At 43.2% G+C, this 23,618-nt stretch carries 24 protein-coding genes; 15 read left to right on the plus strand and 9 right to left on the minus strand.

The genetic code is table 11. The annotated features are described in order from the left end of the window. Window positions 1–121: 121 nt before the first annotated feature. The 6 genes from dusB (at window position 122) to coq7 (ending at window position 7,689) form a co-directional block, all read left to right on the plus strand. Window positions 122–1,108, plus strand: a complete 987-nt coding sequence (dusB, locus tag ABWV45_RS03990; protein WP_353349401.1) for a tRNA dihydrouridine synthase DusB — start codon at window positions 122–124, stop codon at window positions 1,106–1,108. A gap of 32 nt (window positions 1,109–1,140) precedes the next feature. After that, window positions 1,141–1,410 (plus strand): DNA-binding transcriptional regulator Fis, encoded by a 270-nt coding sequence (fis, locus tag ABWV45_RS03995; protein WP_353349403.1) that lies wholly within the window; start codon window positions 1,141–1,143, stop codon window positions 1,408–1,410. A 144-nt stretch (window positions 1,411–1,554) separates the two neighbouring features. Further along, window positions 1,555–3,156, plus strand: coding sequence for a bifunctional phosphoribosylaminoimidazolecarboxamide formyltransferase/IMP cyclohydrolase (gene purH, locus ABWV45_RS04000; protein WP_353348926.1), 1,602 nt, complete (start codon window positions 1,555–1,557; stop codon window positions 3,154–3,156). Window positions 3,157–3,309: 153 nt separating this feature from the next. Continuing rightward, window positions 3,310–4,605: a phosphoribosylamine--glycine ligase gene (purD, locus tag ABWV45_RS04005; protein ID WP_353348928.1), complete on the plus strand. Its 1,296-nt coding sequence runs from the start codon at window positions 3,310–3,312 to the stop codon at window positions 4,603–4,605. 109 nt (window positions 4,606–4,714) lie between these two features. Continuing rightward, window positions 4,715–6,976, plus strand: coding sequence for an ATP-binding protein (locus tag ABWV45_RS04010; protein WP_353348930.1), 2,262 nt, complete (start codon window positions 4,715–4,717; stop codon window positions 6,974–6,976). 74 nt (window positions 6,977–7,050) lie between these two features. Continuing rightward, a complete protein-coding gene (gene coq7, locus ABWV45_RS04015; protein ID WP_353348932.1) occupies window positions 7,051–7,689 on the plus strand; it encodes a 2-polyprenyl-3-methyl-6-methoxy-1,4-benzoquinone monooxygenase in 639 nt (212 codons plus the stop codon). Window positions 7,690–7,909: 220 nt separating this feature from the next. Here the strand turns inward: coq7 and ABWV45_RS04020 are convergent, their stop codons facing one another. Then, the gene (locus ABWV45_RS04020; protein ID WP_353348934.1) at window positions 7,910–8,341 is read right to left on the minus strand and encodes an OsmC family protein; all 432 of its coding nucleotides are present in this window, start codon (window positions 8,339–8,341) and stop codon (window positions 7,910–7,912) included. 257 nt (window positions 8,342–8,598) lie between these two features. On the opposite strand from ABWV45_RS04020, the gene crp reads away from it, so the two are divergent. Continuing rightward, window positions 8,599–9,270, plus strand: a complete 672-nt coding sequence (crp, locus tag ABWV45_RS04025; RefSeq protein WP_353348936.1) for a cAMP-activated global transcriptional regulator CRP — start codon at window positions 8,599–8,601, stop codon at window positions 9,268–9,270. Between the two features lie 26 nt (window positions 9,271–9,296). On the opposite strand, the gene ABWV45_RS04030 is transcribed toward crp, so the two are convergent. Next, the gene (locus ABWV45_RS04030; protein ID WP_353348938.1) at window positions 9,297–9,851 is read right to left on the minus strand and encodes a 2'-5' RNA ligase family protein; all 555 of its coding nucleotides are present in this window, start codon (window positions 9,849–9,851) and stop codon (window positions 9,297–9,299) included. Between the two features lie 53 nt (window positions 9,852–9,904). On the opposite strand from ABWV45_RS04030, the gene ABWV45_RS04035 reads away from it, so the two are divergent. After that, window positions 9,905–11,431, plus strand: coding sequence for a DUF3369 domain-containing protein (locus ABWV45_RS04035; protein ID WP_353348940.1), 1,527 nt, complete (start codon window positions 9,905–9,907; stop codon window positions 11,429–11,431). A gap of 73 nt (window positions 11,432–11,504) precedes the next feature. Here the strand turns inward: ABWV45_RS04035 and ABWV45_RS04040 are convergent, their stop codons facing one another. Then, window positions 11,505–12,524 carry a putative metalloprotease CJM1_0395 family protein gene (locus ABWV45_RS04040; protein ID WP_353348942.1) on the minus strand — a complete coding sequence of 340 codons (1,020 nt, stop codon included), beginning with the start codon at window positions 12,522–12,524 and terminating at the stop codon, window positions 11,505–11,507. A 13-nt stretch (window positions 12,525–12,537) separates the two neighbouring features. After that, window positions 12,538–12,786, minus strand: a complete 249-nt coding sequence (locus ABWV45_RS04045) for a hypothetical protein (protein WP_353348944.1) — start codon at window positions 12,784–12,786, stop codon at window positions 12,538–12,540. Between the two features lie 313 nt (window positions 12,787–13,099). On the opposite strand from ABWV45_RS04045, the gene ABWV45_RS04050 reads away from it, so the two are divergent. The 3 genes from ABWV45_RS04050 to ABWV45_RS04060 are packed head-to-tail and all read left to right on the plus strand — an operon-like array spanning window position 13,100 to window position 15,483. Next, complete coding sequence (locus tag ABWV45_RS04050) at window positions 13,100–13,948, plus strand: hypothetical protein (RefSeq protein ID WP_353348946.1); 849 nt, start codon at window positions 13,100–13,102, stop codon at window positions 13,946–13,948. A 13-nt stretch (window positions 13,949–13,961) separates the two neighbouring features. Beyond that, window positions 13,962–14,972, plus strand: coding sequence for a hypothetical protein (locus tag ABWV45_RS04055; protein WP_353348948.1), 1,011 nt, complete (start codon window positions 13,962–13,964; stop codon window positions 14,970–14,972). Continuing rightward, a complete protein-coding gene (locus ABWV45_RS04060; RefSeq protein WP_353348950.1) occupies window positions 14,962–15,483 on the plus strand; it encodes a peroxiredoxin family protein in 522 nt (173 codons plus the stop codon). The genes ABWV45_RS04055 and ABWV45_RS04060 overlap by 11 nt, the downstream gene beginning before the upstream one ends. A gap of 5 nt (window positions 15,484–15,488) precedes the next feature. Here ABWV45_RS04060 and bioD read toward each other — a convergent pair whose 3' ends face one another. The 5 genes from bioD to bioB all read right to left on the minus strand — a co-directional run bounded on the left by bioD (window position 15,489) and on the right by bioB (window position 20,039). Continuing rightward, window positions 15,489–16,169: a dethiobiotin synthase gene (gene bioD / locus ABWV45_RS04065; RefSeq protein WP_353348952.1), complete on the minus strand. Its 681-nt coding sequence runs from the start codon at window positions 16,167–16,169 to the stop codon at window positions 15,489–15,491. A gap of 9 nt (window positions 16,170–16,178) precedes the next feature. After that, complete coding sequence (gene bioC, locus ABWV45_RS04070; protein WP_353348954.1) at window positions 16,179–16,961, minus strand: malonyl-ACP O-methyltransferase BioC; 783 nt, start codon at window positions 16,959–16,961, stop codon at window positions 16,179–16,181. Next, window positions 16,954–17,736 carry an alpha/beta fold hydrolase gene (locus ABWV45_RS04075; protein WP_353348956.1) on the minus strand — a complete coding sequence of 261 codons (783 nt, stop codon included), beginning with the start codon at window positions 17,734–17,736 and terminating at the stop codon, window positions 16,954–16,956. Before ABWV45_RS04075 ends, bioC begins: the two co-directional genes overlap by 8 nt. 1 nt (window position 17,737) lies before the next feature. Further along, a complete protein-coding gene (bioF, locus tag ABWV45_RS04080; RefSeq protein ID WP_353348958.1) occupies window positions 17,738–18,907 on the minus strand; it encodes an 8-amino-7-oxononanoate synthase in 1,170 nt (389 codons plus the stop codon). A gap of 73 nt (window positions 18,908–18,980) precedes the next feature. After that, window positions 18,981–20,039 carry a biotin synthase BioB gene (gene bioB / locus ABWV45_RS04085; protein ID WP_353349405.1) on the minus strand — a complete coding sequence of 353 codons (1,059 nt, stop codon included), beginning with the start codon at window positions 20,037–20,039 and terminating at the stop codon, window positions 18,981–18,983. A 220-nt stretch (window positions 20,040–20,259) separates the two neighbouring features. Here bioB and ABWV45_RS04090 point away from each other — a divergent pair, with 220 nt between their 5' ends. The 4 genes from ABWV45_RS04090 (at window position 20,260) to ABWV45_RS04105 (ending at window position 23,591) form a co-directional block, all read left to right on the plus strand. After that, a complete protein-coding gene (locus tag ABWV45_RS04090; protein ID WP_353348960.1) occupies window positions 20,260–20,862 on the plus strand; it encodes a ComF family protein in 603 nt (200 codons plus the stop codon). Between the two features lie 64 nt (window positions 20,863–20,926). Beyond that, window positions 20,927–21,910: a serine/threonine protein kinase gene (locus ABWV45_RS04095; RefSeq protein WP_353348962.1), complete on the plus strand. Its 984-nt coding sequence runs from the start codon at window positions 20,927–20,929 to the stop codon at window positions 21,908–21,910. 78 nt (window positions 21,911–21,988) lie between these two features. After that, window positions 21,989–22,486 carry an outer membrane beta-barrel protein gene (locus ABWV45_RS04100; RefSeq protein ID WP_353348964.1) on the plus strand — a complete coding sequence of 166 codons (498 nt, stop codon included), beginning with the start codon at window positions 21,989–21,991 and terminating at the stop codon, window positions 22,484–22,486. A gap of 88 nt (window positions 22,487–22,574) precedes the next feature. Then, entirely contained in the window at window positions 22,575–23,591 is a 1,017-nt protein-coding gene (locus ABWV45_RS04105; RefSeq protein ID WP_353348966.1) for a class I SAM-dependent methyltransferase, read from the plus strand. The last annotated feature ends 27 nt before the right edge of the window (window positions 23,592–23,618 follow it).

Below are 23,618 nucleotides of genomic sequence, written 5' to 3' on the forward strand. Positions count from 1 at the left end.
GTTATTGTGGAAAATTTAATCAAAAAATTACCTAAACATACCCTGTCAAGGCTTTTACCCCATACACTTTGGGAGTATGATAGCCGCCTTTAAACGAGCAAAAAACAACCAACAATCAACCATGTTTCAAATTGGCCCTTACCAAATTGTGTCACCTGTGGTGCTTGCCCCCATGGCCGGCGTGACGGATCGACCTTTTAGGCAGTTGTGCCGCCAACTTGGTGCAGGTTTGGTTGTAAGTGAAATGGTCACCAGTGATGTGAATTTATGGAATAGCCGTAAATCACAAACACGTTTAGACCACACTGGAGAGTCTGAACCCATCTCTGTGCAGATTGCAGGAGGGGACCCTGAAATGATGGCAAATGCAGCCAAAATGGCAGTGGTTCACGGGGCTCAGATTGTCGACATCAACATGGGATGCCCTGCCAAAAAGGTTTGTAATAAAGCCGCTGGCAGCGCATTGATGAAAGACGAAACTTTGGTTAAGGACATTCTACAAGCGGTCGTAGAAGCTGTAGATGTTCCTGTTACCTTAAAAATGCGAACGGGCTGGGCGCCTGAACATAAAAACGCACCCACTCTTGCATTGTTAGCCGAGCAAACAGGTATTAGTGCACTGGCCATTCATGGGCGAACACGCAGCTGCGGCTACAAAGGACACGTAGAATACGACACCATTAAAACCGTTAAGGAAATGGTATCGATTCCAGTTTTAGCCAATGGCGATATTACATCACCAGAACACGCTAAAGCAGTGCTTGATTTTACTAACGCCGACGGCGTCATGCTGGGCCGAGCAGCTCAGGGACGTCCTTGGATATTTAGAGAAATTGAACACTTTTTGAAAACTGGCCAGCATTTAGCCGCCCCAAGTTTAGTGGAAATCAAAACCATCCTGCTGGATCACATGCAGAGGTTATATGAATTTTACGGCGCTTATATGGGTGTGCGCATCGCACGTAAACACGTGGGCTGGTACCTTCAGGCACAAGAAAATAGTCGCGACGTACGTCGCCTATTTAATCAACTTGAATGCCAAGAAGAACAAATAAAACTGATAAACACTTTTTTCGATCAACTTTTGGGGAAGGAACGAGCGGCATGAGCACCCATGAAGCACCTGTGGTAAATAACCCTATGGAAACCAGCAACAACACCCAACAGCTACCAGCTGAAAACACACAAACGTTACGCGACAGTGTTGAAAAAGCCTTAGAAAGCTACTTCGCACAACTTGACGGTCAGCCAGTAAGTGATGTTTACGAAATGGTATTGTCTGAAGTAGAAGCACCTCTACTTGAAGTCGTGATGCGCTACACAAAAGATAATCAAACAAAAGCAGCTGTACTGCTTGGTTTGAATCGTGGCACTTTGCGTAAAAAATTAAAGCAATTCGGTATGCTTTAATCTAGCAACAAGATTGAAAACGGACGCTATCCAATCCAACGGGGATTAAACATAACATAAGGCCAAATAACTGAGCCTTATGTTAAACCCCTATTGTATAGCATCTATTTTTTAAACCTTTTCAAAATTGGCTTACATCACACTATGGCAAGCGCTCCAGCAATCTCCTCCGTACGTCGCGCCCTTATCAGTGTTTCTGATAAAACTGGCATCGTAGAATTCGCAAAAGCATTGGCTGATAAAAATGTTGAAATTTTATCAACCGGTGGCACTTACAAATTATTATGTGAACAAGGCATTAACGCTGTGGAAGTCTCTGACTACACAGGTTTTGCTGAAATGATGGATGGTCGCGTTAAAACCCTTCATCCAAAAATTCACGGTGGTGTACTAGGCCGTCGCGGTCAAGATGACGCCATCATGGCTGAACACGGCATCAATCCAATCGACTTAGTGGTTGTGAATTTATACCCGTTTGAAGCCACCACCGCCAACCCTGATTGCACACTTGAAGACGCCATTGAGAACATCGACATTGGCGGCCCAACCATGGTTCGTTCTGCCGCTAAAAATAATGCTCACGTGGGCATTGTGGTGAATGCATCCGATTACCAAACAGTATTAAACGAATTAGACAGCCAAAACGGCTTAAGCCCTAAATTGCGTTTTGACTTAGCGCTTAAAGCATTTGAACATACAGCGGCTTATGACGGCATGATTGCTAACTATTTAGGCCGCATTGATCAAACTGCAGAGGTATTAAGCACAGATAATAAAGGTCAATTCCCTCGCACCTTTAATTCTCAGTTTATCAAAGCACAAGACATGCGTTACGGTGAAAACCCTCATCAAAACGCAGCGTTTTATGTGGAAGCTAAGCCACAAGAAGCCTCCATTGCCACCGCAACTCAAGTACAAGGCAAAGAGCTTTCATTCAACAATGTCGCCGATACAGACGCAGCACTAGAGTGTGTTAAATCATTCACTAAGCCTGCTTGTGTCATCGTTAAACACGCCAACCCTTGTGGTGTTGCTGTAAGCGAAAACGGCATTCAAGAAGCGTATGACCTTGCATTCGCAACCGATACCGAATCTGCATTTGGTGGCATCATTGCGTTTAACCGCGAACTAGATGGCGATACAGCCGCATCGATTGCTGAACGTCAGTTTGTTGAAGTGATCATTGCACCGTCTGTAAGTGCCGATGCTAAATTAGTATTAGCGGCTAAGAAAAACGTGCGTGTTTTAGAAACAGGTGTTTGGCCCGCAGAACGTGCCAACGCATTTGATTACAAGCGCGTTAACGGCGGCTTGTTAGTACAAGAACGTGACAACGGCATGATCAAAGCAGATGACTTAACCGTTGTAACGAAACGCCAGCCAAGTGAAAAAGAAATGCACGATTTAATCTTTGCATGGAAAGTGGCTAAGTTTGTTAAATCCAACGCCATTGTTTACGCCAACAACCGTCAAACCATCGGTGTGGGCGCTGGTCAAATGAGCCGCGTAAACTCTGCACGTATAGCGGCTATTAAAGCGGAACATGCTGGCCTTGAAGTAAAAGGCTCAGTCATGGCAAGTGATGCGTTCTTCCCATTCCGTGATGGCATTGATAACGCGGCTAAAGCAGGCATTGCTGCTGTGATTCAACCCGGTGGTTCGATTCGTGATGAAGAAGTGATTGCCGCCGCTGATGAAGCGGGTATGGCGATGGTGTTTACGGGGATGCGTCATTTCCGTCATTAATGCTTGGCGCTAAACGGAAGACGGAAAACGCTCTAAAGTTTCCGCTTCTGTTTTGTTTTACTTAAACGAATTTTCAATCTTCATTAAGGAGAATGGTGCTAAAAGATTCAAAGGCTAGCGTCTTTCGTCTCCCGTATAGCATCTAGCGAAATCATGAATGTACTGGTAATTGGCTCTGGCGGCCGCGAACACGCCCTAGGCTGGAAAGCCGCACAAAACCCAAACGTTGAAACGGTTTTTGTTGCCCCAGGTAACGCAGGCACCGCCACTGAAGCGGGCCTTAAAAACGTGGATATCGATGTTTTAGACTTTGAAAAACTGGCCGCTTTCGCAAAAGATAACAACTGCGAGCTTACTATTGTTGGCCCCGAAGCGCCTTTAGTAGAAGGCGTGGTAGATTACTTTGCTGAGCAAGGACTAAAAGCTTTTGGCCCATCAAAAGGCGCAGCTCAATTAGAAGGCTCTAAAGCCTTCACTAAAGACTTTTTAGCTCGTCACGATATTCCAACGGCGTTTTACCAAAACTTCACTGAAGTAGAACCTGCTCTTGCGTATATCGATAAAATCGGCGCGCCTATTGTGGTTAAAGCCGATGGTCTTGCTGCCGGTAAAGGCGTGATCGTTGCTGAAACCGTTGAGCAAGCGAAAGACGCCGTTAAAGACATGCTTTCTGGTAACGCCTTTGGCGATGCTGGTTGTCGAGTGGTGATTGAAGAATTCTTAGCCGGTGAAGAAGCCAGTTTTATTGTGATGGTAGACGGTAAAAACATCTTACCTATGGCTACTAGCCAAGATCATAAACGTGTTGGTGACGGCGATACTGGCCCTAACACCGGCGGTATGGGTGCCTACTCACCTGCTCCTGTGGTAACGCAAGCCATTCATGATCGCATCATGAAAGAAGTCATCGTACCAACGGTTGAAGGCATGGCCAAAGAAGGCAATGACTACACGGGCTTCTTATATGCAGGCTTAATGATTGATGAAGCAGGCACGCCTAAAGTAATCGAATACAACTGCCGTTTTGGTGATCCTGAAACTCAACCTATCATGCTGCGCATGCAATCTGATTTGGTAGATTTATGCCTAGCTGCATTTGAAGACAACGGACTCGCTAATAAAACCGCTAACTGGGACCCTCGTGCGGCTATTGGTGTCGTATTGGCTGCAGGTGGTTACCCTGCCTCTTATGATAAAGGAGATGTGATCTCTGGTTTACCTCAAACGGAAACCGAAGGCGAAAAGGTTTTCCATGCTGGCACCAAACTCAATGATAAAGGAGAGGTGACCACCAATGGCGGTCGTGTACTGTGTGCTACCGCATTAGGTAACACCGTGACTGAAGCACAACAGCGCGCTTATGTCCTGACTAAGACTATTTCTTGGAACGGCAGCTTCTATCGCAACGACATTGCCTATCGTGCCATTGCTCGCGAGCAAGCTAAGTAATTTAGCCTATTAGAACTTCAGGTAAATACCTGAAGTTCTTGTTTTCATTCCCCACTCTTAGCTTTTCTATTTGTTTTCCCTATAATAGCCTTTCATTTTTAAGTATCTAATGGCTATGACTGGCTTTGTGCTGCGTTTCATTTTTATCGTTTATTTAGGGTTAAGTTCTATTACCCAAGCCAGTGATATGAGCCACATTATCTTGGCTGATGGTCCTATCCAAATTGAACTGAAAGATAGTATGCAGTGGGCCAAAGCTGACCACACAACATTCAGCTTGGCTCAGCTTCTGTTAAATCAAGACTCAGTTTTTGTAGGTTTATCTGACAAAGCCGTGGTAGAAGTCGATGAAATTTACTGGCTGCGATTTAAGGTTATCAACCCTACTCATCTTAATATTCCACTTGCACTCTCATTAAGTACCAGTAGTGTTCATATAGATGCCGCATATCGACAAGAGAACGAACAATGGCAACGCATACGCGGTATTGAACATCAAAAGCAATTAAGCAGTAGCGGCGCCTTAATATTAAATATTGAAGGCATGTCGAATCAGTGGCTGTATTTTAGAATTAAGCCCATTCAAACCAATCAATTAGAACCAAAGCTTCAAGATTTAAATCAATACTCGCAAGATTCCAGTATTTTACAACAAGTGTTAGGTGCCATTATTGCACTTATGATATTTGTGGGGATATTGCATTTAATCATTATCCGTTTTCATAATCATACCCGCCATTATTTAATCATCTGCTTAGCCTTTGCTGCTGCATGTTTTAGCTTGTCTCACAGCCAAATATTCAATTGGTCTAATTGGTTTTTAAGTTATGCCAAGCTAACACCTTGGGTAATGGCTTCTATACTCTTGTTATCCAGTTACCATACAGATCAATATCGGGTATTTTTAAAAAGCAATTTAACCATTGCTATTATTTTATCTCTCGTTTTATTTTCACTAATCTTGGCCCATGCCCCGTATATAGCCGTTTTAGTTTTTGCGTTAGTTCCAAGTGTTATGGTCATGATGAAATCTAAAAAAATAGGTATTAATCTGATTATTGCTAATACTATTTTACTCATATCAACCTTGTGCCAGTTAATCTACATAATCAGTCCAGATTTAATCTTCGCGCCTATGGGTATCTCTTATGTTTACGCTTTAACTATATGCGTGCTCTTTGCCAGTTTAAGTATGGTGACGCCATATTTTCAAAAACAAGTTAAAAGAAACCAAACACAAGGCCAAAATATATCAGGCATGTTTTTAGAAAATTTAAGTCATGAATTACGCACCCCTATGAACGGGGTATTAGGCATGTCGGAATTACTCAGTGAAACACCATTAAGCGCAAAGCAAAGGGATTATATCGACACCATCACATACTCTGGGCAAGATATGCTCAGAATGGTGAACCGTATTAGTGACTACGCTAAAATTCAATCCGGACGAATTCAACTCAACCACTCGCCATTTGAAGTCTCTACATTTGCTAAAAAGTGTTTAAGTAAGTTTCAATTCATTGCGAACCAAAAAGGCATTGAGCTGGTTCTAAATATTGACGATCAACTTCCCGCTCATATTATTACAGATGAAAACCGCATTGAAACAATTCTAGATAACCTACTTGATAACGCCGTACGCCACACAGAATATGGTGAAGTCGAACTAAAAATAAGCCAATTAGATAATCATAAACTTTTATTTGCAGTCAGAGACACTGGCTGCGGCATTGAAAAATTAAAGTTAAAACAACTTTTGGGTGAGCAAAGTACAGATGACACTATTCAGTTAAGCAATCATGGATTTGGTTTATCCCTATGCAAAAAACTCATTCAAATTATGTCGGGCAATTTATATGCACAGAGCCGCATAGATAATGGCAGCACCTTTAGTTTTACCATCGCATTACAAGAGGATCACTCAGACTCCGTAGAAAACGTGCAAAACGATAAAGTACTGCAAGGTCTATCTATTTTAATCGTAGACGACAACAGCACTCTTAGAAAAGTAATGCAGCGATATGCGAATAGCTGGGGAATGCAATCACAGAGTACTTTTAATGGCAAAGAAGCATTGGCCTTATTGCGCAGTCAAAGTAACTTAGGCACCCCTTATGACATTATATTAATTGATCAAGACATGCCGATTATGGATGGTTTTCAGCTTGCCAAGCGCATCCAAGAAGACAAAGATATCAATCAAAATGTTATTAAAATTATGCTAACCGGCATGCCTATTTCGAATACCCAAAAAGAAGTCATTCAATTTGGTATAGATCAGGTGATTACGAAGCCGGTGTCAGCACAAGACCTAAAACAAGTGTTCGCGAAACACATCACCAATCGCTTTACCCGAAACAAATCCACATAAAATGATCTAGCACATGCAAGGCGCCTCACTTTTCCGTAAAATACGATTATTCAATTAAATCAAAGAGGCTGAACATGCGTACTTTATCGGCGTTGGATACGTTCATTGGCCATGTGGACAATGCTCTTAAGACATTAGTACCCAAGGCATCCAGTAGCCACAGAGCCAACCCTGCCCTAACACAAACAGCCCATGAAATGAGTGCACAAGAACAGCGTCATGCATCTGGCTTAATGCGTATCAACCATACCGGAGAAGTCTGCGCTCAAGCATTATACTTAGGTCAGAGTTTAACGGCTCGCTTACCAGAAGTACGTGAGGCAATGAATGAAGCAGCCGAAGAGGAAGTTGATCACCTTGTTTGGTGTGAAGAACGCTTACACGAACTAGATAGCCACACCAGTATATTAAACCCTATTTTTTATGGCCTTTCTTATTCCATTGGGGCATTAGCCGGCGCTATTGGTGATAAGTGGAGCCTAGGGTTTGTGGCCGCAACCGAGAACCAAGTCTGTAAACATTTGAAAGAACACATCCAAATTCTACCCGTCCAAGATCAACGTAGCCGCGCTATACTAGAAGTAATGCTTGAAGATGAAGAACGTCATGCCGCTACTGCATTACAAGCAGGGGGCGCCGTGTTTCCACCTTTAGTGCAGGCAGGTATGACACAAATGTCGAAAGTTATGACTAAATCAACCTACCGAATTTAACATTCTAGCCTTGGTCTACATTGAATTTATTAGAGGTAAAAGAGTGGGCAGATTTATATAGCGCATCTGTAATTTGAGTCCTAAAAAATCACACTGCGTTGGTAACCCGTAAATTTTCCGTTTCAGTCTTTTTTTACAAAAGATGAGGCCTTAGGCTGGTTAAAACAGACATTAAGCCACCAAGTGCCAAGGCAAGCCTTGGCTTCACTGAAACTAAAATTTATTCTTTTTGCGTCAGTTCAATAATCTCATAATCGTGGGTAATTTCTACGCCACCCTTCTCAAGCATAATACTGGCCGAACAATACTTCTCTGCCGAAAGTGCCACTGCACGTTTCACTTGAGCCTCTTTCAAGTTATTGCCCTTAACTACAAAATGCACATGTATTTTAGTAAACACGCTCGGCACTTCGTCAGCTCGCTGCGCTTCAAGCTCAGCAACGCAATCCACCACATCTTGGCGAGATTTTTTTAAAATACTCATGACATCAAAACTGGTACAACCACCCAAGCCCATTAGTAGCATTTCCATTGGGCGCACACCCAAATTACGACCGCCATGATCTTCTGGACCATCCATTACCACACTATGACCACTTCCTGACTCACCTAGGAACATGGCATCTTGAACCCATTTAATACGTGTTTTCATGACTATTTTCGCTGACTTTAAAACCACAAGATTAACATATTAGGCATACTAGAAAGAAGTTTAAGAATTTACTCAGTCAAATAACGCCTAATTCTAAGGCCAAGTACGACTCAGTTCCCAAAAATACAGATTAATCAGAACTTATTATGGGTTTATTACTCTGAAGTGTTCACCTATTGCTGCCAATAGGTGCATAATTGGTAAGCTTAAGTGCTATAAATAATAATGAATCAAGGTTTGATGGTTTAGGTCACATTATGAATAAAGGGTTAAGAGCTGATCGTCATAAGCATTTGGATTACTTTTTGTCTCAATGCCACCGTCGTCGCTACCCCGCTCGCAGCACAATTATTTACGCTGGGGACAAAAGTGACTCTTTATTTTACATTATGAAAGGGTCCGTCACCGTTATTATTGAAGATGACGATGGTCGCGAGATGATCATGGCATACCTTAATGAAGGCGACTTCTTTGGGGAAATGGGCTTGTTTGACGAAGTCAGTCCGCGCTCTGCATGGATAAAAGCAAAAATAGAATGCGAAGTCGCTGAAATCAGCTACAGCAAATTCCGTGAGATCAGTAATCAAGATCCTCGTATTTTGTACTTTATTGGCGAGCAAATGGCCACTCGTCTGCGCAAAACTACCCGTAAAGTAGGGGATTTAGCCTTTTTAGATGTTACAGGTCGTGTTGCGCGCACCTTGCTTGATTTAAGCCAAGAGCCCGACGCAATGACCCACCCAGACGGCATGCAGATTAAAATCACACGCCAAGAAATTGGACGAATTGTAGGCTGTTCTCGTGAAATGGTTGGGCGTGTACTAAAAGCCCTTGAAGACCAAGGACTGGTAGGCGTTAAAGGTAAAACAATGGTGGTATTTGGCGCCAGAAAAGCCGCCACTTTACCCTCTAGACAACCAATCGGTTAATCTAAAGGCTGCCTTGGCAGCCTTTTTTAATTCCCCCCGTATTCAAGATCCCAGCTATGGATACATTGGTACCTCGGTTTAGCCCACAACCCACTTGCAGCCATTAATGCCCGCTCAGCAACCGTATACGAGCGATACAACCCAAGCCTGTAAAATGACACCGTCAAAGGAAAATCCGCCCTCAAATTGCTAGGGCCATCCAAATAAGCTAAAGAGACATGGGGTATAAACGAGGTATCCATAACCGCTTTGGAAACACCTTCTTGCTCAAGCCGAAGGACTAACTCATCCAGTTTTTGTGTTGATGCACCCTGTAAAGCCCACGCCTTTGGGGATTGAGCAGGGAAATCCCCAATTTCACAGGCTTCCCACGTAATCTTAGTAAGTAATCCACTTTCATAAACTCCCTGTAATTGAGTTATGAGGCCATCAACCTCTAGCGCACTTAGCTCACCTAAAAATGCCAATGTTAAATGACGATCACAAGGGTCATGAGCATGAGGTAACTGTGACAAAAGTACCTGTAAATTCAGCTTTTTAGAGATCAAATCAGGGCCACTTAGGGCAATAAATACTCTCATGAAACACCTTTTTTGTGTCTATACTCAATACATTATGCCTGTTTGAGAAGATTATGGATAAGTTACAATTCGCTGACGAATCCCTAGCGCCTGTTTTAGAAAATAAACTTGAGCCTTGGAATATACTGCTGGTTGATGATGAACCAGGTGTACACGATGTCACTAAAATGGTTTTAAAAGACTTTGTCTTTGACCAAAGGCCACTCAATCTCATCAGTGCTTTCAATGGAAAAGAAGGCAGAGACATAATGAGTCAACGCAGTGATATTGCCTTGGCAATCATTGATGTGGTTATGGAAACTGATACAGCCGGTTTAGACTTAGTGCGCACCATACGTGAAGATCTTCAAAACCACTTCACTCGGCTGGTTCTAAGAACTGGGCAACCCGGTCAAGCTCCTGAAGAAGACGTGATTACTCAATACGACATCGATGACTACAAAGACAAAACAGAATTAACCAGTAATAAACTACTAACACTCATGTATGCATCGTTAAGAGCCTATCGAGACATTTGTATGATCGATTCTCATAGGCGTTCACTAGAGCAAGTCATACTGGCCTCCACTGAAATTTTTGAAGCCAGAAATTTGAAAGTATTTGCCTCTGCCGTACTAAAACAAATTTGTAATTTATTACATTTAAAGGGTGCTATTTTCTACTGTACTAGCCTGAGCGATGAGTTTACAGACGGTAGTAACTATCAAGTCTTAGCTGTTAGCGGCGCCATGGCCGAGTTTGAAACAAAAAATAAAGTCGACTTACCGAATCCGGTGCTCAATGCATTTGATTATGCATTAAAGCAAAAGCAGTCTTATATAAATGGCGACACCTATACCGGTTATTTCTCAACTAGCCTCGGCAGTGAAAACTTACTTTTTGTAGAATTAGAACGCGAAATTGATGACTTAGATAAACAGCTTTTGGATATTTATGCGTCCAACGTTGCCGTTACCTATGAAAACCTACTGCTTAGAGACGAGATACTCGACACCCAAAAAGAACTCGCTTACATACTGGGAGAAGCCGTAGAGCAACGCTCAAAAGAAACTGGCTCCCATGTTCGCCGTGTGGCCCATTATTCTTACCTTTTTGCCATTGAATACGGCCTTGATGAAAAGCAAGCGCAACTCATAAAACTCGCAAGTCCGCTACATGATGTAGGCAAAATTGCTATTCCAGACAACATACTTAAAAAACCAGATAAATTAACAGAAGAAGAATGGCATATTATGCAAAGTCATGCTCAGGTGGGAGCTGACCTACTACACAGCAATGAAAACGAAGTCATTAAAATGGGCAGCATCATTGCAGGACAACATCACGAACGATGGGATGGCAGGGGCTACCCCAAAGGACTTAAAGCTGAAGACATTCATATCGCTGGGCGCATCACCGCCATTGCAGATGTATTCGATGCATTAGGGTCAGATCGTTATTACAAAAAAGCATGGCCGATGGAAGAAGTGCTTGCAGAAATAGACAAGCAAAAAGGTAAACAATTTGATCCTAAGCTTGTGGATATTTTACATGATAAACTGGATGACATTATTGCCATTAGAAAGGCATACGATAACTGAGGGCCCTATTAAAAAGAAAAGCCATGACATTGCTGTCATGGCTTGTTTTCAATCAGCTTAACGTTATCAACGTTTAGGTGGTCACATCTAGCAAATTAACACCTGCATTGATTTTCTCATCTATTTGACTGGCTTCCACCAACTGAGATTGAACACGAGACATACGCTCGTTCAGTTCTTGTAAATCAGCAGAAATACTATTCGATAACTCCTCATCCTGCTCTTGTTTTTGCGCCTTTTGTTCGGCCTCGAGGCGCTCTTCTTCACTTAACGCTTTAGAATCTGTTTGCTCTTCACTTGTGTCCTCTTCTATCAGCGCTTCTTGTTGCTGCTTCTGTATATCGGCCCTTGCTTCCATCGTCATTTGTATTGCCTGTGCAGCTACTCGACGATCTTGGCTGGAAGGTTCAGCCGGAGCCAACGCCGCTCGGCGTATGGTTTCTGCTTTATCGAGTGTGGCCTGTGGGTCATTGGCAACTTTGCCTGTGTCGATGGAGACTTCACCTCCCACCGCATAATTTTGACCATCTGGGCCCCGTACATAGGTAAAACTCATGGCGCCGGCGTACTGTCCCCCCACTGATTGGTGGGCCTGTTCGTGGGCTCTTACCTCTCTATCACGCTCTGCAAGTTTTTGAAGCTGCCGTTGCTCGGCCTGTAGTTGGCGCTGTTCGTAAGCGTCTTGTTGACGTCTATCTTGCGCTTGTTGCTCCTCTTGAGAACGCTGGTTTACCGAATCTTCTTGCGAATCATTGTCTTTTTGCGAGTTACGTTCCACTTGCGCATCTTCTAATTGCACCTGCTGACGCTCACGCTCTATTCGACGCTCCTGTTGTTGCTGAGTTTGACGCTCGTCTTGTTGCTGACGAGCACGACGCTGCTCTACCGCTTGGCGTTGTTCAGTCCCTTGTTCAGCGCCTTCTTGTTTCGACCTGGGGTTTTCATTGGCCTCTTGCACGGGAGTAAAGCTTGTAGTGCTTTGATTTTCCGACTCCACAGGCACAGCCACACCGGTACGCGCTTCACTACCCTGCGCACCTGTGTTGTTCTGACTAATAGTAAAACCGGTACCAAATTGCACGTTCACGTTCATACCTCACTTAAGGTTAAACCGTTATATCCACCAAAGAGCCAATGGTCTGGCTATAGGCTTCAACCACCTTGGCAGAAGCTTCTACTTGCCTCTGCCCTTGCTTTTCTTTAACTAAACCGTCTGTTACTTCTGAATTGGATGTCACAGGGCGCTGAGTACTTGCTGAAGCCACCTGCTGTGCACCTTGAGTCACTTGTAGCTCACCTTTTTGGATTCCTGCAAGGCCCGCACTCAAAGCACCACCTAATCCACCCACTTCCATAACACTCTCCTAGAATACTTCTGCCTGATCATAATTTAAACAGACAACACCTAGGCTCACAACGTTATAGGTAAAAACTTTAATATCATTACTGACTATTAATTGTACAACTAATAACCATACCCCTGTAAGGCACCTAGATGCAGAAATTGAGTAAATCATTAGAATAATTGATTCTATAAACCAGCCTGTTTAACACTCACATTCTTGTTGAATATTATCCATTTGAAAGGTGCGACAATATGTCGCATCGGCAAAAAGACCGTCTGCGCTTAAAATTGCTCTATCAATTTTTATAACATTTAGGACGTCTATGAAACGTTTTACTGCGCTTGTTTTACTTCCTTTTATTCTTAGTGCTTGTGGCTCAGGTGATGAAAAAGGTAACACCATAAGTTTAGATATGGGCGAAATTGAAAATGGTGTGGCCGAGCTCACTGTAAGCATTACCGATTCAAATGACGACCCCATCACCGAAGGTGAAGTCAGCATTACCCCTGTCATGAACATGGACTCAGGCATGACTCACAGTACGCCAGTAGCCAACCAAATAGGCCAACTGAATAACAATGGCCAAATGACGGCCACCGCTTATTTTTTAATGCCAAGCATGAACGGTACATGGCATGTTGACGTGTTATTTAATGATATAAACACCACGTTTGATATTAATGTGGACATGATGATGAGTGATCGAAAGGTGTTAAAAGGCAATAGCTCTGATCTCATCCAGCATATGGAAAGTGAAGTGCCACGTAGTTATTATTTATTTAATCTAGGTCGCATGGTTAACAGTACGCATAATCAATTCACTACTTATGTGGCTGCACGAGAAACATTAATGGAATATCAAGCCATCACCGACGGTGTGGTTTTAAACGCCAATACTCAATATGAATATACCTTAGGCACAGTGGTTGTTGAAATGTGTTCAGCTGCTTGTGACAACGAGGCTAATTGGAAAACCGCAGTGGAAAATTCAGACGCCGCTGGAGAATACACCGCCACTGAATTAAATCTGACTGGCGATGAAAACGATATAATTGAAGTACGCCTGTCCATTGGCGGTGAAACAAAAACCAGCGACGGCAGCGAAACGGGTAATAACGCTAGCTTTAGTTTTGCAAATGCTAGCACTAGCAGCCCAATGAGCATGATGTAATTAAGCAACGACAATGAATCCTACTCAGCAAGTGGATATGCCAACCCACAACATACCAACTAATCACTGGTATGGGGTTGGCCTTTTTTTCACACTCTTATCAATCAGTATTTGTTTTTCACTTCCAACCAAGGCGGCATCTTGCTGTGGCGGTGGGGCCAGTTCAGGTATTATTCTGCCAAAATTCAATGAGGGAATGTTGGATATTAGCTTCGCTAATGAAAACTACAACGGCTTCTGGACACAAACCGGTCATTACCAACAGGACCCGAAAGGCAGCACATTATTACAACGACGCATGAGTATATCTTACGCAAAACGTTTAAGTGATCGCTTCCAATTAAGCAGCAGCATTGCACTTATCAATAATCACAACCAGTACAGTGGTGATTTGCAATCCATCACCGCATTGGGTGATACACAAGTCGGCATTTGGTATGAGGCATTTGATAACGTAACGTGTATTTATAAAATAAATGGCTGGGAAAGTTTGAAACCCAGTATTTATTTAGGTACTGCACTAACGATCCCTACAGGAATCAGTCCTTATACCGATCGCATTGACAGTAGTTTTGATATCACAGGCTTAGGCTTTTATCGCTTAGACACCTCTATGATTATCGAGAAAACGATTTATCCATTTAGTTTAAGTTGGCAAGGGCAATATGGTTACACCTTTGAGCGCCCAGTGAATCAAGAATACAATCAAGTGGTCACCCCTTACAACAAACAACTAGGGGATCGTTACTCAAATACCTTTAGCGGGGCATATACTTGGTTTTTAACTAATTTAGCCATGGTCACCGCCACGTTGAGCCACAGCCAATTAACTCAGCACGCCGCTACCATTGATGGCGTACTTGATGATTCAAGCGGCATAAAAAAAACCTCACAAGGATTAAGTTTGGCCTATTCCAACGCCATTAGAAATTGGATCGTAAAACTCAATTACATTCAAGCCACGGAAGGTGAAAATATTCCTAAGACGCACGTCATGAGCATGGGGGTTAGTCATGTCTATTAAACATCTATTAAGCATTTTAATGGCGTGTGTACTGTTAAGTGCCTGCCAAGAAGATTTATTACCTAGCAATGACCCACTAAAAAATACTCAAGATTTACAACAAGGCAGTATGATAGAGGATTTTGAATTCACGCTATCAGACGGTACCACACGAAGCCTCAGCGTTGAGTTAAATCAATACGATGCCGTCGTGCTGTACTTCACCATGTGGTGTCCTGTCTGTGATTCACATATGAGCCATATTCGAACCGACCTCGTTAGCCAGTTCAGTAATGTGAAATTCATATTCGTGGATTATATTTCGGCATCCATTGCTTATACTCTGGATGCACAGCAAGCAAATGGTTACACAGATTTCGATGTTATTTCAGATGAGAATAATATTTTAGAAAATCAATTTAATGGCACCATGGCCACAACAATTGTTATAGATAAAAACTTTGTAGTGCAATTTAAAGGGCTTTATAAAACCACTGAAGACCTCACTCATATATTGAATGAGGCCTTATAAAAGGGTTATTCAGGTAATTGAATGTATTCCGCGACTTTTTCGATTTCCATATTATCTAAATAAGGCACGTCCCCTAAACAAGGGGCTTGAATAAGTGACTTCAAAGTTACTAGGTTTTCATCATAAGCAGACATCTCTGGGTCAACACGGTTTGCAATCCAACCCGCCAGTTTCATCCCATCACGCTGAATGGCTTCAACTGTTAACAATGCATGATTGATACACCCCAATTTCATACCCACTACCAAAATAACAGGGGCTTGAAGTTCTTTTGCCACATCGGCAAAGGTTTCGTTAAGGTTGAGCGGCACACGCCAGCCGCCAGCCCCTTCAATTAACATAAAGTCAGCTCGGTTAATCATTAACACACCACGCACAAGTCCCACTATGCGCTGAGCACTTAACGGCTTCTGAATATGTTGCGCAGCAATATGCGGTGCAATGGGTTCCTCTAATGCAATGGGGTTAATCTGCATATAAGGTAATTGTTCAGTACTGTATTTAATATGCAAAAGCGCATCGTCATTTTGCAAACCTTGGCCATGGTCTTCACAACCTGCCGCAACTGGTTTTAAACCCAAGGTTTGTTTACCCGCTTCACTGGCTTTATATAAAAGTGCGGCGCTGCATACGGTTTTACCTGCATCGGTATCCGTGCCTGTAATAAAGAACTTTTGTTTACTCATGGTGTTTTCTCAAATGGGTTTGACTAAACGACAGCTCAAAACGCGATAACTGCCGGGTAAGCCTAAATCGGATCGAAACGATTCCATGGCTTGCATAAATTGTTTGATTGCTCGCGGCGATGTTAAACCTTTTGCGCGACCACCTGTAATATTGTGAGCCCCTATGCGCTTTAATGAATCCGTTAAACTGCGCACATCTGGGTGATAATCAATATGAGTGCTTACATCTAGATATTCGACATTAAAATCACTTTGCTTCACACATTCAGAAAGAAAAGCTTCCGCTTCAAATTCATTAACATGCTGGTGTGTATCCACTGATTGCCAAGCGCGTTCGATTTCATTTAATGTGCCATCCGCCAAGGTACTCAGAACCAAATGACCACCGGGTTTAAGCGCATGATACGCTTCACTTAATACTTTAGAAAAATCCGCACACCATTGCACCGCAAGATTAGAGAAAATCAAATCAAATTGATGCTCTTCAAACGGAAGGTTTTCAGCATCCCCTTGCACAAATAAAAAATCAGGGTGCTGTTGCTTTGCCCAGTTCAACATACCCGGCGCCAAGTCTGCACCCGTTATATCCGCCTGCGCATATTGTTGCTTAAGTAACGGCAAACAATAGCCTGTACCACAGCCTAAATCTAACACCGCAGATGTATGTGTATCAGGGCACAGATCAATTAACTGTTGTGCCAATTCATGTTGAAAATGGGCAAATTTATCGTAGTCTTTGGCGGCTTGGCTAAAACTGTGGGCAACCGCTTGTTTGGCTATCACATCATGCATTTTGCAAACCTTGCATGAATGTCAAAATACCATTGGCTACCAATTGTGGCTGTGTCACTAAACATGCATGGGAAGCATTAGGTACAAAACTGGTTAAATGTTTTTCATTTAGTTTATTAAGCACTTGGCTAGCCTGATGAGGCACAATGGCATCATCCGTAGCTAACATGTGCAAACAAGGGTGTTGAATGTTCGCAATGGCCACTTGATTATCTATAGCCGCTAATAACTCTAAAGAAGCCTTTAAAACATCAGAACTGGGTGCAGGTACTTGTGTATTTTGTTGTAACCACTTTAAGGATTGCAACATGTCTTTTTGCTCACCTACAACCGTCAATGCAGCAAAACGACGTAAGGTGACACGCACGTCACTGATGCTTTCCATAAAGCCATTAAATAGCGGCTGAGGCACCCCTTGTTTAAATCTCTTACTAGCAATGAATTTTGCATTACTGCAAAGTGTCATTACTTTTTCAATTCTATCAGGCGAATCCAACGCCCCCTGTACGGCTAACATGCCACCTAACGACCAACCCAACCAACTGCTTTTTTCAGGTGCCACAGCTAATAATTTACCCATTAGGGTTTCTAACTGGTAATCACCATCTTGATAATGGCTATCGCCAAAGCCGGGTAAATCCACCGCAATAAAATGGTAGTGATCTTTGAATAACGCTGCCAAAGGTTGAAACACCTGTGCATTACTGGCCCAACCGTGAATACAAAATATGGCGGGAAGGTTCTCATCGCCCCACTTATGAACTGCCAATGTCATGTTAGTTGGACTCCGTGTTTGCTGATAGTGCCGCCAGTGCATCTAATAATTGATTTACCTGTTCGAGAGAGTGGCTAGCTGACAAGGTCACTCTTAATCGAGCAGTGCCCACAGGTACAGTGGGCGGGCGAATCGGGGTTACCATAATGCCTTGCTGTCTTAACGCTTCGCTCATGTTAAGTGCTTGCTGAGCATCTCCTACTAAAACAGGCTGAATAGCAGTATGAGAGGTCATCAAATTCAGACCCAATTGCTTTGCGCCATCACGAAAATGTTTAATCAACATTTGCAAATGCACACGACGTTCTGGCTCATTTTTAACTATGTTTATACTTTCAAGGGTGGCTGCAGCAATGGCAGCTGGCATCGCCGTAGTGTAAATATAAGGGCGCGCAAAGTTCGTTAGATATTCAATCAGTTCTTTACTGCCTGCGACAAATGCCCCTGCTGTTCCCATGCCTTTGCCTAATGTACCCATTAAAATTTGTACGTCGTCTTGGCTTTGATTCTGTGCTTCACACAATCCTGCACCACTTTCACCTAACACACCTAAACCATGAGCATCGTCTACCATCACCCATGCGTCGTTTTGTTTTGCAAGTTCAGTCACGCCATCCAACTGCGCCCAGTCACCATCCATTGAAAATACACCGTCGGTGACGATAAGTTTACGACGCGCTTCACTGCGTTTCAGTCGACTGCCTAAATTTCCCATGTCGTTATGCAAGTAACGTTGAAAGCGTGCGCCACTTAATAAGCCTGCATCTAATAACGATGCGTGATTCCACTTATCCTCAAACACCCCGTCTTGCTTATCCAGTAACGCTGTTACCACACCAAGGTTGGCCATGTAGCCGGTGCTGAACAAAATCGCTGCATCACGACCAGTAAACTCAGCTAATGCTTCTTCTAGCTTTTCATGATAGTAACTGTGGCCATTCACTAAATGAGCAGCACCACTGCCCACACCAAATTCATCCGCGGCATGTTTAAAAGCTTTCACTAACATTGGGTGATTTGCTAAGCCAAGGTAATCATTGGAGCAAAAGGTCAGGTAGGTGTGTCCGTCAATTTCCATCACCGGCGCTTGTGGGCTTTGCGCCATACGAGTACGGCGATACAAGTTTTGTTCACGGCGTTGATTTAAATCTTGCTCAAGATCAAACGACATTCACGGACACCTAAATTTGAGTGCGAGAAAACACAAATCGAGCGCACACTATATGCGCTCAATAACTGCTTAATTAAACAGTTGCGTCGTAGAAAGGTTGTGCTGTGTCGTTTTTCTGAAGTTGTTTACTAAGCACGTCTTCTTGACCCTTGTCATCGTGATCAACAATGGCTTGCTCTGGACGTAAACCTAGACGTTTGAACAACTGCATGTCTTTGTGCGCTTCTGGGTTTGGAGTGGTAAGTAAGCACTCGCCATAGAAAATAGAATTCGCACCAGCAAAGAAACACATGGCTTGCATTTCATCTGTCATAGATTCACGACCCGCACTTAAACGTACGTGTGATTTAGGCATTAAAATACGGGCAACGGCGATGCAACGAATGAATTCGAATTGATCAAGGTTGTCCACGTCTTCAAGTGGTGTACCTTTTACTTTTACCAGCATGTTAATTGGCACACTTTCAGGTTGCACAGGAAGATTCGCCAATTGAGTTAATAAACCAATGCGATCATTTTGGTTTTCACCCATTCCGATAATACCACCAGAGCAAATTTTCATGCCGCTGTCGCGCACATGTTGCAACGTATCTAGTCGATCACCATAGGTACGTGTAGTGATAATTTTGTCATAAAACTCTGGGCTGGTATCTAGGTTGTGGTTGTAATAGTCCAACCCAGCTTCAGCAAGCTCACCTGCTTGCCCTTCATCCAACATACCAAGAGTCATACAGGTTTCTAGGCCTAGCTCTTTCACACCTTTAACCATTTCTAACACGTAAGGCATGTCGCGTTTATTTGGGTTTTTCCATGCAGCGCCCATGCAAAAACGACTAGAGCCTTTGGCTTTGGCTTCGGCAGCTTTTTTCAGAACCGCTTCTACTTCCATTAAACGCTGTTTTTCTAGGCCGGTGTTGTAATGAGCTGACTGCGGGCAGTATTTACAGTCTTCAGGGCAAGAGCCTGTTTTGATAGATAGTAAGGTGCTCACCTGTACTTCGTTTGGATCAAAGTGCTGACGATGCACAGTTTGTGCTTGGAACAATAAATCGTTCAATGGCATATCAAACAATGCCTGCACTTCATCGCGCTGCCAGTCGTGACGGATATCTTGTGTTAGGGATGCGCTCATCATACTTCCTTACCAATCTTAGGGTGAAAGACTGGTGAATTCGTGTCTGTCATGGCAGGCTTTTGGTCTGCCAAGCTAGGTTAATTTTTAGATGTTGGGTATGTTAGCGTCTTATTTTAAACAGTCAACCACTTCATTTAGAAGGGTTTACACTTGTTCAAATTTAAATCAGTGTGTATTTTGCCTTCAAAGCAGCCCCCGTAATATATGTGAACAATGCGTGCAGGCCTTGCCCAAACTCACATTGCAATGCCCTCAATGCGCTGAGCCAAACCATCACGGTCACCTTTGTGGACATTGCTTAACCCGTAAACCTGCTTTTGATCGAGTGCTGTGCCCTTTTGTCTTTAAAGGTGCCATTGCCCAGCTGTTACAAAGATTTAAAGCCTCGCCTAAGGTACTTGGCCTCGAATGCCTGCTTGAGCCTTTATTAATGCAACTGCAAGAAGTGGAATACGATGTGGTTATAGCTTTGCCGTACCATTGGCGAAGACTTATCGTACGAGGCCACAACCCCACTTATATACTGGCAAAAAATATAAGTAGGCACTTACATACCCCCATATCCAGCCCATTGCATCGACAAAAGCCAACGCAAAGCCAGCGCCACCTAGATAAAACCCAGCGAAGATCCAACATGCGTCATGCCTTTTGCATTCCACCTAAGCTGGTTTCACAGGTTCGACACAAGCGCATATTACTGGTTGATGATGTCCTCACCACTGGTGCCACGGCCAACGAAGCTGCCCGCGTACTCAAGCAGCATGGTGCTCGCAGTGTGGTCATCGCCTGTATTGCTCGCACGCCTACACCAACACACTAGACTCATCTCGCTTAAATCCAAAGATGTAAGTAAACTGCCCCTATTATTTTTTGGCCTAGCTAATATGTCCCATCCATACGAAAAATTAACCCCAGATACAGTGCTCAATGCCATTGACCACATTCTTGAACCCTTGGGTTGGCTAACAAGCGGGCATCAATTAGCTTTAAACAGCTATGAAAACCGCGTCTACCAAATCGGAATTGAAGAGCAAAAAGATGTGGTGGCGAAATTCTATCGACCTGGCCGTTGGAGCCGTGAAACCATACTGCAAGAACATGAGTTCACATTATTTGCCAAAGAAGATGAACTGCCTGTAGTGGCCCCCATGGTCATTGATGGTGAAAGCCTGTTTGAATATCAGGGCTTTTATATTGCATTATTCCCCAAACAAGGGGGGCACAGCGGGCACATTGAACACCTCGACGAATTTGAACAAATGGGGCGCTTAATTGCGCGCCTGCACCAAACAGCCAATGCCGTTGAGTGCGACCAACGGGGTAATATGACCCCTCAGAAGTTTGCTCGTGACAGCCGACAATTTTTATTAGATAACCACTTCATTGATGACAGTTTATTACCGGCCTACGAAACCCTCAGCCTAGATATATGTAATCGCTTAGATGAACTTTGGAATGAACCCAAGATGCAACTGGTTCATGGTGACTTACACGCAAGCAACCTCATTTGGTTTCAAGAAGAGCCTTACATGCTTGATTTAGACGACTGTATCCGTGCACCACGTATTCAAGACATGTGGATGCTATTAAACGGCGATCGCGATCAAATGCAGGCGCAATTGGCAGCTATGGCACGGGGTTATGAAATGTTTTTACCGTTCCCAGTGGACCAAGTCCCCTTAATTGAAGTACTGCGCACCATGCGTTTAATGCATTACAGTGCTTGGCTGGCAAAGCGCTGGGATGACCCAGCCTTCAAAATGGCGTTCCCATGGTTTAATACGCCGAGGTACTGGTCTGAGGAAATACTAAATTTACGTGAGCAATTTTCAGCACTCCAAGAACCACCATTACAATTGATTGGTTAACAAAACAATCCGCATCATTTGCAGTGTTGGGGATATTCAGTAAACTGCCAGCGAAAATCATTTCGTAAAGGACGTCTGATGAAAAACCTAATAACCGCTGCTGCCATAAGCAGCTTATGTTTTGCACACTGTGCACTGTCTGCAGACTACCAAGATCTAGACAAATTTTATGCTGGTGCAGGCTTTAGTCATAACCGCATCGATCTTTCTTCCGTTGGCAGTAGAGACGGTAAAGCCAATGGATTTCAAGTATTTGGTGGGTACGATTACGACCAACGTAACGGTATTGATATCGCCTTCGAAGCTGGCTTCATTCAATCCGGTGAGTTTTTTGATGGTAGCAGTGAAGATGCTGATGGCATCTGGGGCGCAGCTGTTATCAAAAAAGACCTACCAGAGATCAAAGATAAGCTTTCCGGTATTGCTCGTTTAGGTTATGGCCTAGGTGGTGATGACGGACTACTAATGGGCTTTGGCGCCCAATATCAATTAAATCCAAAAGCGTTTTTACGTCTAGAGTATGTCAACAAAGACTTAACCCAGTCTTACCAAGTAAACGCCGTATACCACTTCTAATAATCTAAAGGGCTTTGCCCTTTGGTATCTCTGGCTGTTATGGGTCACTTTCACTACAATAGAGCTATTGTAATTTAAGTGACCTACCATGAGCCTATCCCTGCCTAGCCAGCTGCTTTTACAGCAAGCGCTACCCGAAACCGCCCTATTAATTAACCCGCCAAGGGATGATTTATCTCATGAGCTGCATCAACCCGATTGGCACGTCGCCAGCTTTAGTTATGCAGTACAGCAAAGCTTTGCCAATCAAGACTATCAATGCGTAAGCGTCACCGCCCCTTTACAACAAGATTATTCGCTTATTGTAGTTTATTTGCCCAAAGCCAAATCTCGTATTAAGTACGTTATAGACTTTGCCATGAGTGCATTATCAGATGAGGGCGAAATTTGGTTTGTAGGTGAAAACAAAGGTGGAATTAAAAGCTTAAATAAAAATCTTAAAGATGATTTCGCCAGTATCGACAAAATGGCCATAGGTAAACACAGTGCCATCGTTCGTGCGCAAACGCCACAACATAAGCCGACGTTTAATTTAGACAATTACTTCGTTAGTCATGAAAATGAACTGGGCCTATCATTGCGCTCATTGCCTGGCGTGTTCTCCCAAGAGAAACTCGATAAAGGCACACAGGTTTTACTGAAATATTTACCGCGTAAAATTAAAGGTCGCATTTTAGATTTTGGCTGTGGCACTGGCACCATTGCCAGCTACATCAGCCAAAATCGCGAATATGAAGAGCTAAAACTTATTGACGATGATTTTTTAGCCATTAAAAGTGCGCAAGTGAACATAGAAGAAAACAGTATTGAGTTTGCAGGAGCGTTTGCCAGTGATGGATTTAGTAATATTGAAGATCGTTATAACTGGATTATCAGCAACCCCCCTTTTCATCAAGGTATTAAAACCGATTACAACGTGACTGAGGAATTTTTAAGTAAAGCTAAAGACTATTTAAAACTCAGTGGTAAATTACTCATTGTGGCAAACGAATTTTTAAATTATGAAGTGATACTGCGTCAACACTTTAAAGGGGTGACCATAGTCACTAAAGAAAACGGTTTTAAAATTATTCAGTGCGAAGGCATCATGCGTCCTAGAAAATAACGACCTATTAAAAAGACCCTGATCAAT

The organism is Oceaniserpentilla sp. 4NH20-0058 (genome assembly GCF_040371755.1).
In the GTDB taxonomy this organism is placed as follows: domain Bacteria; phylum Pseudomonadota; class Gammaproteobacteria; order Pseudomonadales; family Oceanobacteraceae; genus Bermanella.

Bases quoted from the DNA above. Each gene is read 5' to 3' on its own strand.
- dusB (WP_353349401.1), top strand. From the start codon at position 122: ATGTTTCAAATTGGCCCTTACCAAATTGTGTCACCTGTGGTGCTTGCC.
- fis (WP_353349403.1), top strand. From the start codon at position 1,141: ATGGAAACCAGCAACAACACCCAACAGCTACCAGCTGAAAACACACAA.
- purH (WP_353348926.1), top strand. From the start codon at position 1,555: ATGGCAAGCGCTCCAGCAATCTCCTCCGTACGTCGCGCCCTTATCAGT.
- purD (WP_353348928.1), top strand. From the start codon at position 3,310: ATGAATGTACTGGTAATTGGCTCTGGCGGCCGCGAACACGCCCTAGGC.
- ABWV45_RS04010 (WP_353348930.1), top strand. From the start codon at position 4,715: ATGGCTATGACTGGCTTTGTGCTGCGTTTCATTTTTATCGTTTATTTA.
- coq7 (WP_353348932.1), top strand. From the start codon at position 7,051: ATGCGTACTTTATCGGCGTTGGATACGTTCATTGGCCATGTGGACAAT.
- ABWV45_RS04020 (WP_353348934.1), bottom strand. From the start codon at position 8,341: ATGAAAACACGTATTAAATGGGTTCAAGATGCCATGTTCCTAGGTGAG.
- crp (WP_353348936.1), top strand. From the start codon at position 8,599: ATGAATAAAGGGTTAAGAGCTGATCGTCATAAGCATTTGGATTACTTT.
- ABWV45_RS04030 (WP_353348938.1), bottom strand. From the start codon at position 9,851: ATGAGAGTATTTATTGCCCTAAGTGGCCCTGATTTGATCTCTAAAAAG.
- ABWV45_RS04035 (WP_353348940.1), top strand. From the start codon at position 9,905: ATGGATAAGTTACAATTCGCTGACGAATCCCTAGCGCCTGTTTTAGAA.
- ABWV45_RS04040 (WP_353348942.1), bottom strand. From the start codon at position 12,524: ATGAACGTGAACGTGCAATTTGGTACCGGTTTTACTATTAGTCAGAAC.
- ABWV45_RS04045 (WP_353348944.1), bottom strand. From the start codon at position 12,786: ATGGAAGTGGGTGGATTAGGTGGTGCTTTGAGTGCGGGCCTTGCAGGA.
- ABWV45_RS04050 (WP_353348946.1), top strand. From the start codon at position 13,100: ATGAAACGTTTTACTGCGCTTGTTTTACTTCCTTTTATTCTTAGTGCT.
- ABWV45_RS04055 (WP_353348948.1), top strand. From the start codon at position 13,962: ATGAATCCTACTCAGCAAGTGGATATGCCAACCCACAACATACCAACT.
- ABWV45_RS04060 (WP_353348950.1), top strand. From the start codon at position 14,962: ATGTCTATTAAACATCTATTAAGCATTTTAATGGCGTGTGTACTGTTA.
- bioD (WP_353348952.1), bottom strand. From the start codon at position 16,169: ATGAGTAAACAAAAGTTCTTTATTACAGGCACGGATACCGATGCAGGT.
- bioC (WP_353348954.1), bottom strand. From the start codon at position 16,961: ATGCATGATGTGATAGCCAAACAAGCGGTTGCCCACAGTTTTAGCCAA.
- ABWV45_RS04075 (WP_353348956.1), bottom strand. From the start codon at position 17,736: ATGACATTGGCAGTTCATAAGTGGGGCGATGAGAACCTTCCCGCCATA.
- bioF (WP_353348958.1), bottom strand. From the start codon at position 18,907: ATGTCGTTTGATCTTGAGCAAGATTTAAATCAACGCCGTGAACAAAAC.
- bioB (WP_353349405.1), bottom strand. From the start codon at position 20,039: ATGAGCGCATCCCTAACACAAGATATCCGTCACGACTGGCAGCGCGAT.
- ABWV45_RS04095 (WP_353348962.1), top strand. From the start codon at position 20,927: ATGTCCCATCCATACGAAAAATTAACCCCAGATACAGTGCTCAATGCC.
- ABWV45_RS04100 (WP_353348964.1), top strand. From the start codon at position 21,989: ATGAAAAACCTAATAACCGCTGCTGCCATAAGCAGCTTATGTTTTGCA.
- ABWV45_RS04105 (WP_353348966.1), top strand. From the start codon at position 22,575: ATGAGCCTATCCCTGCCTAGCCAGCTGCTTTTACAGCAAGCGCTACCC.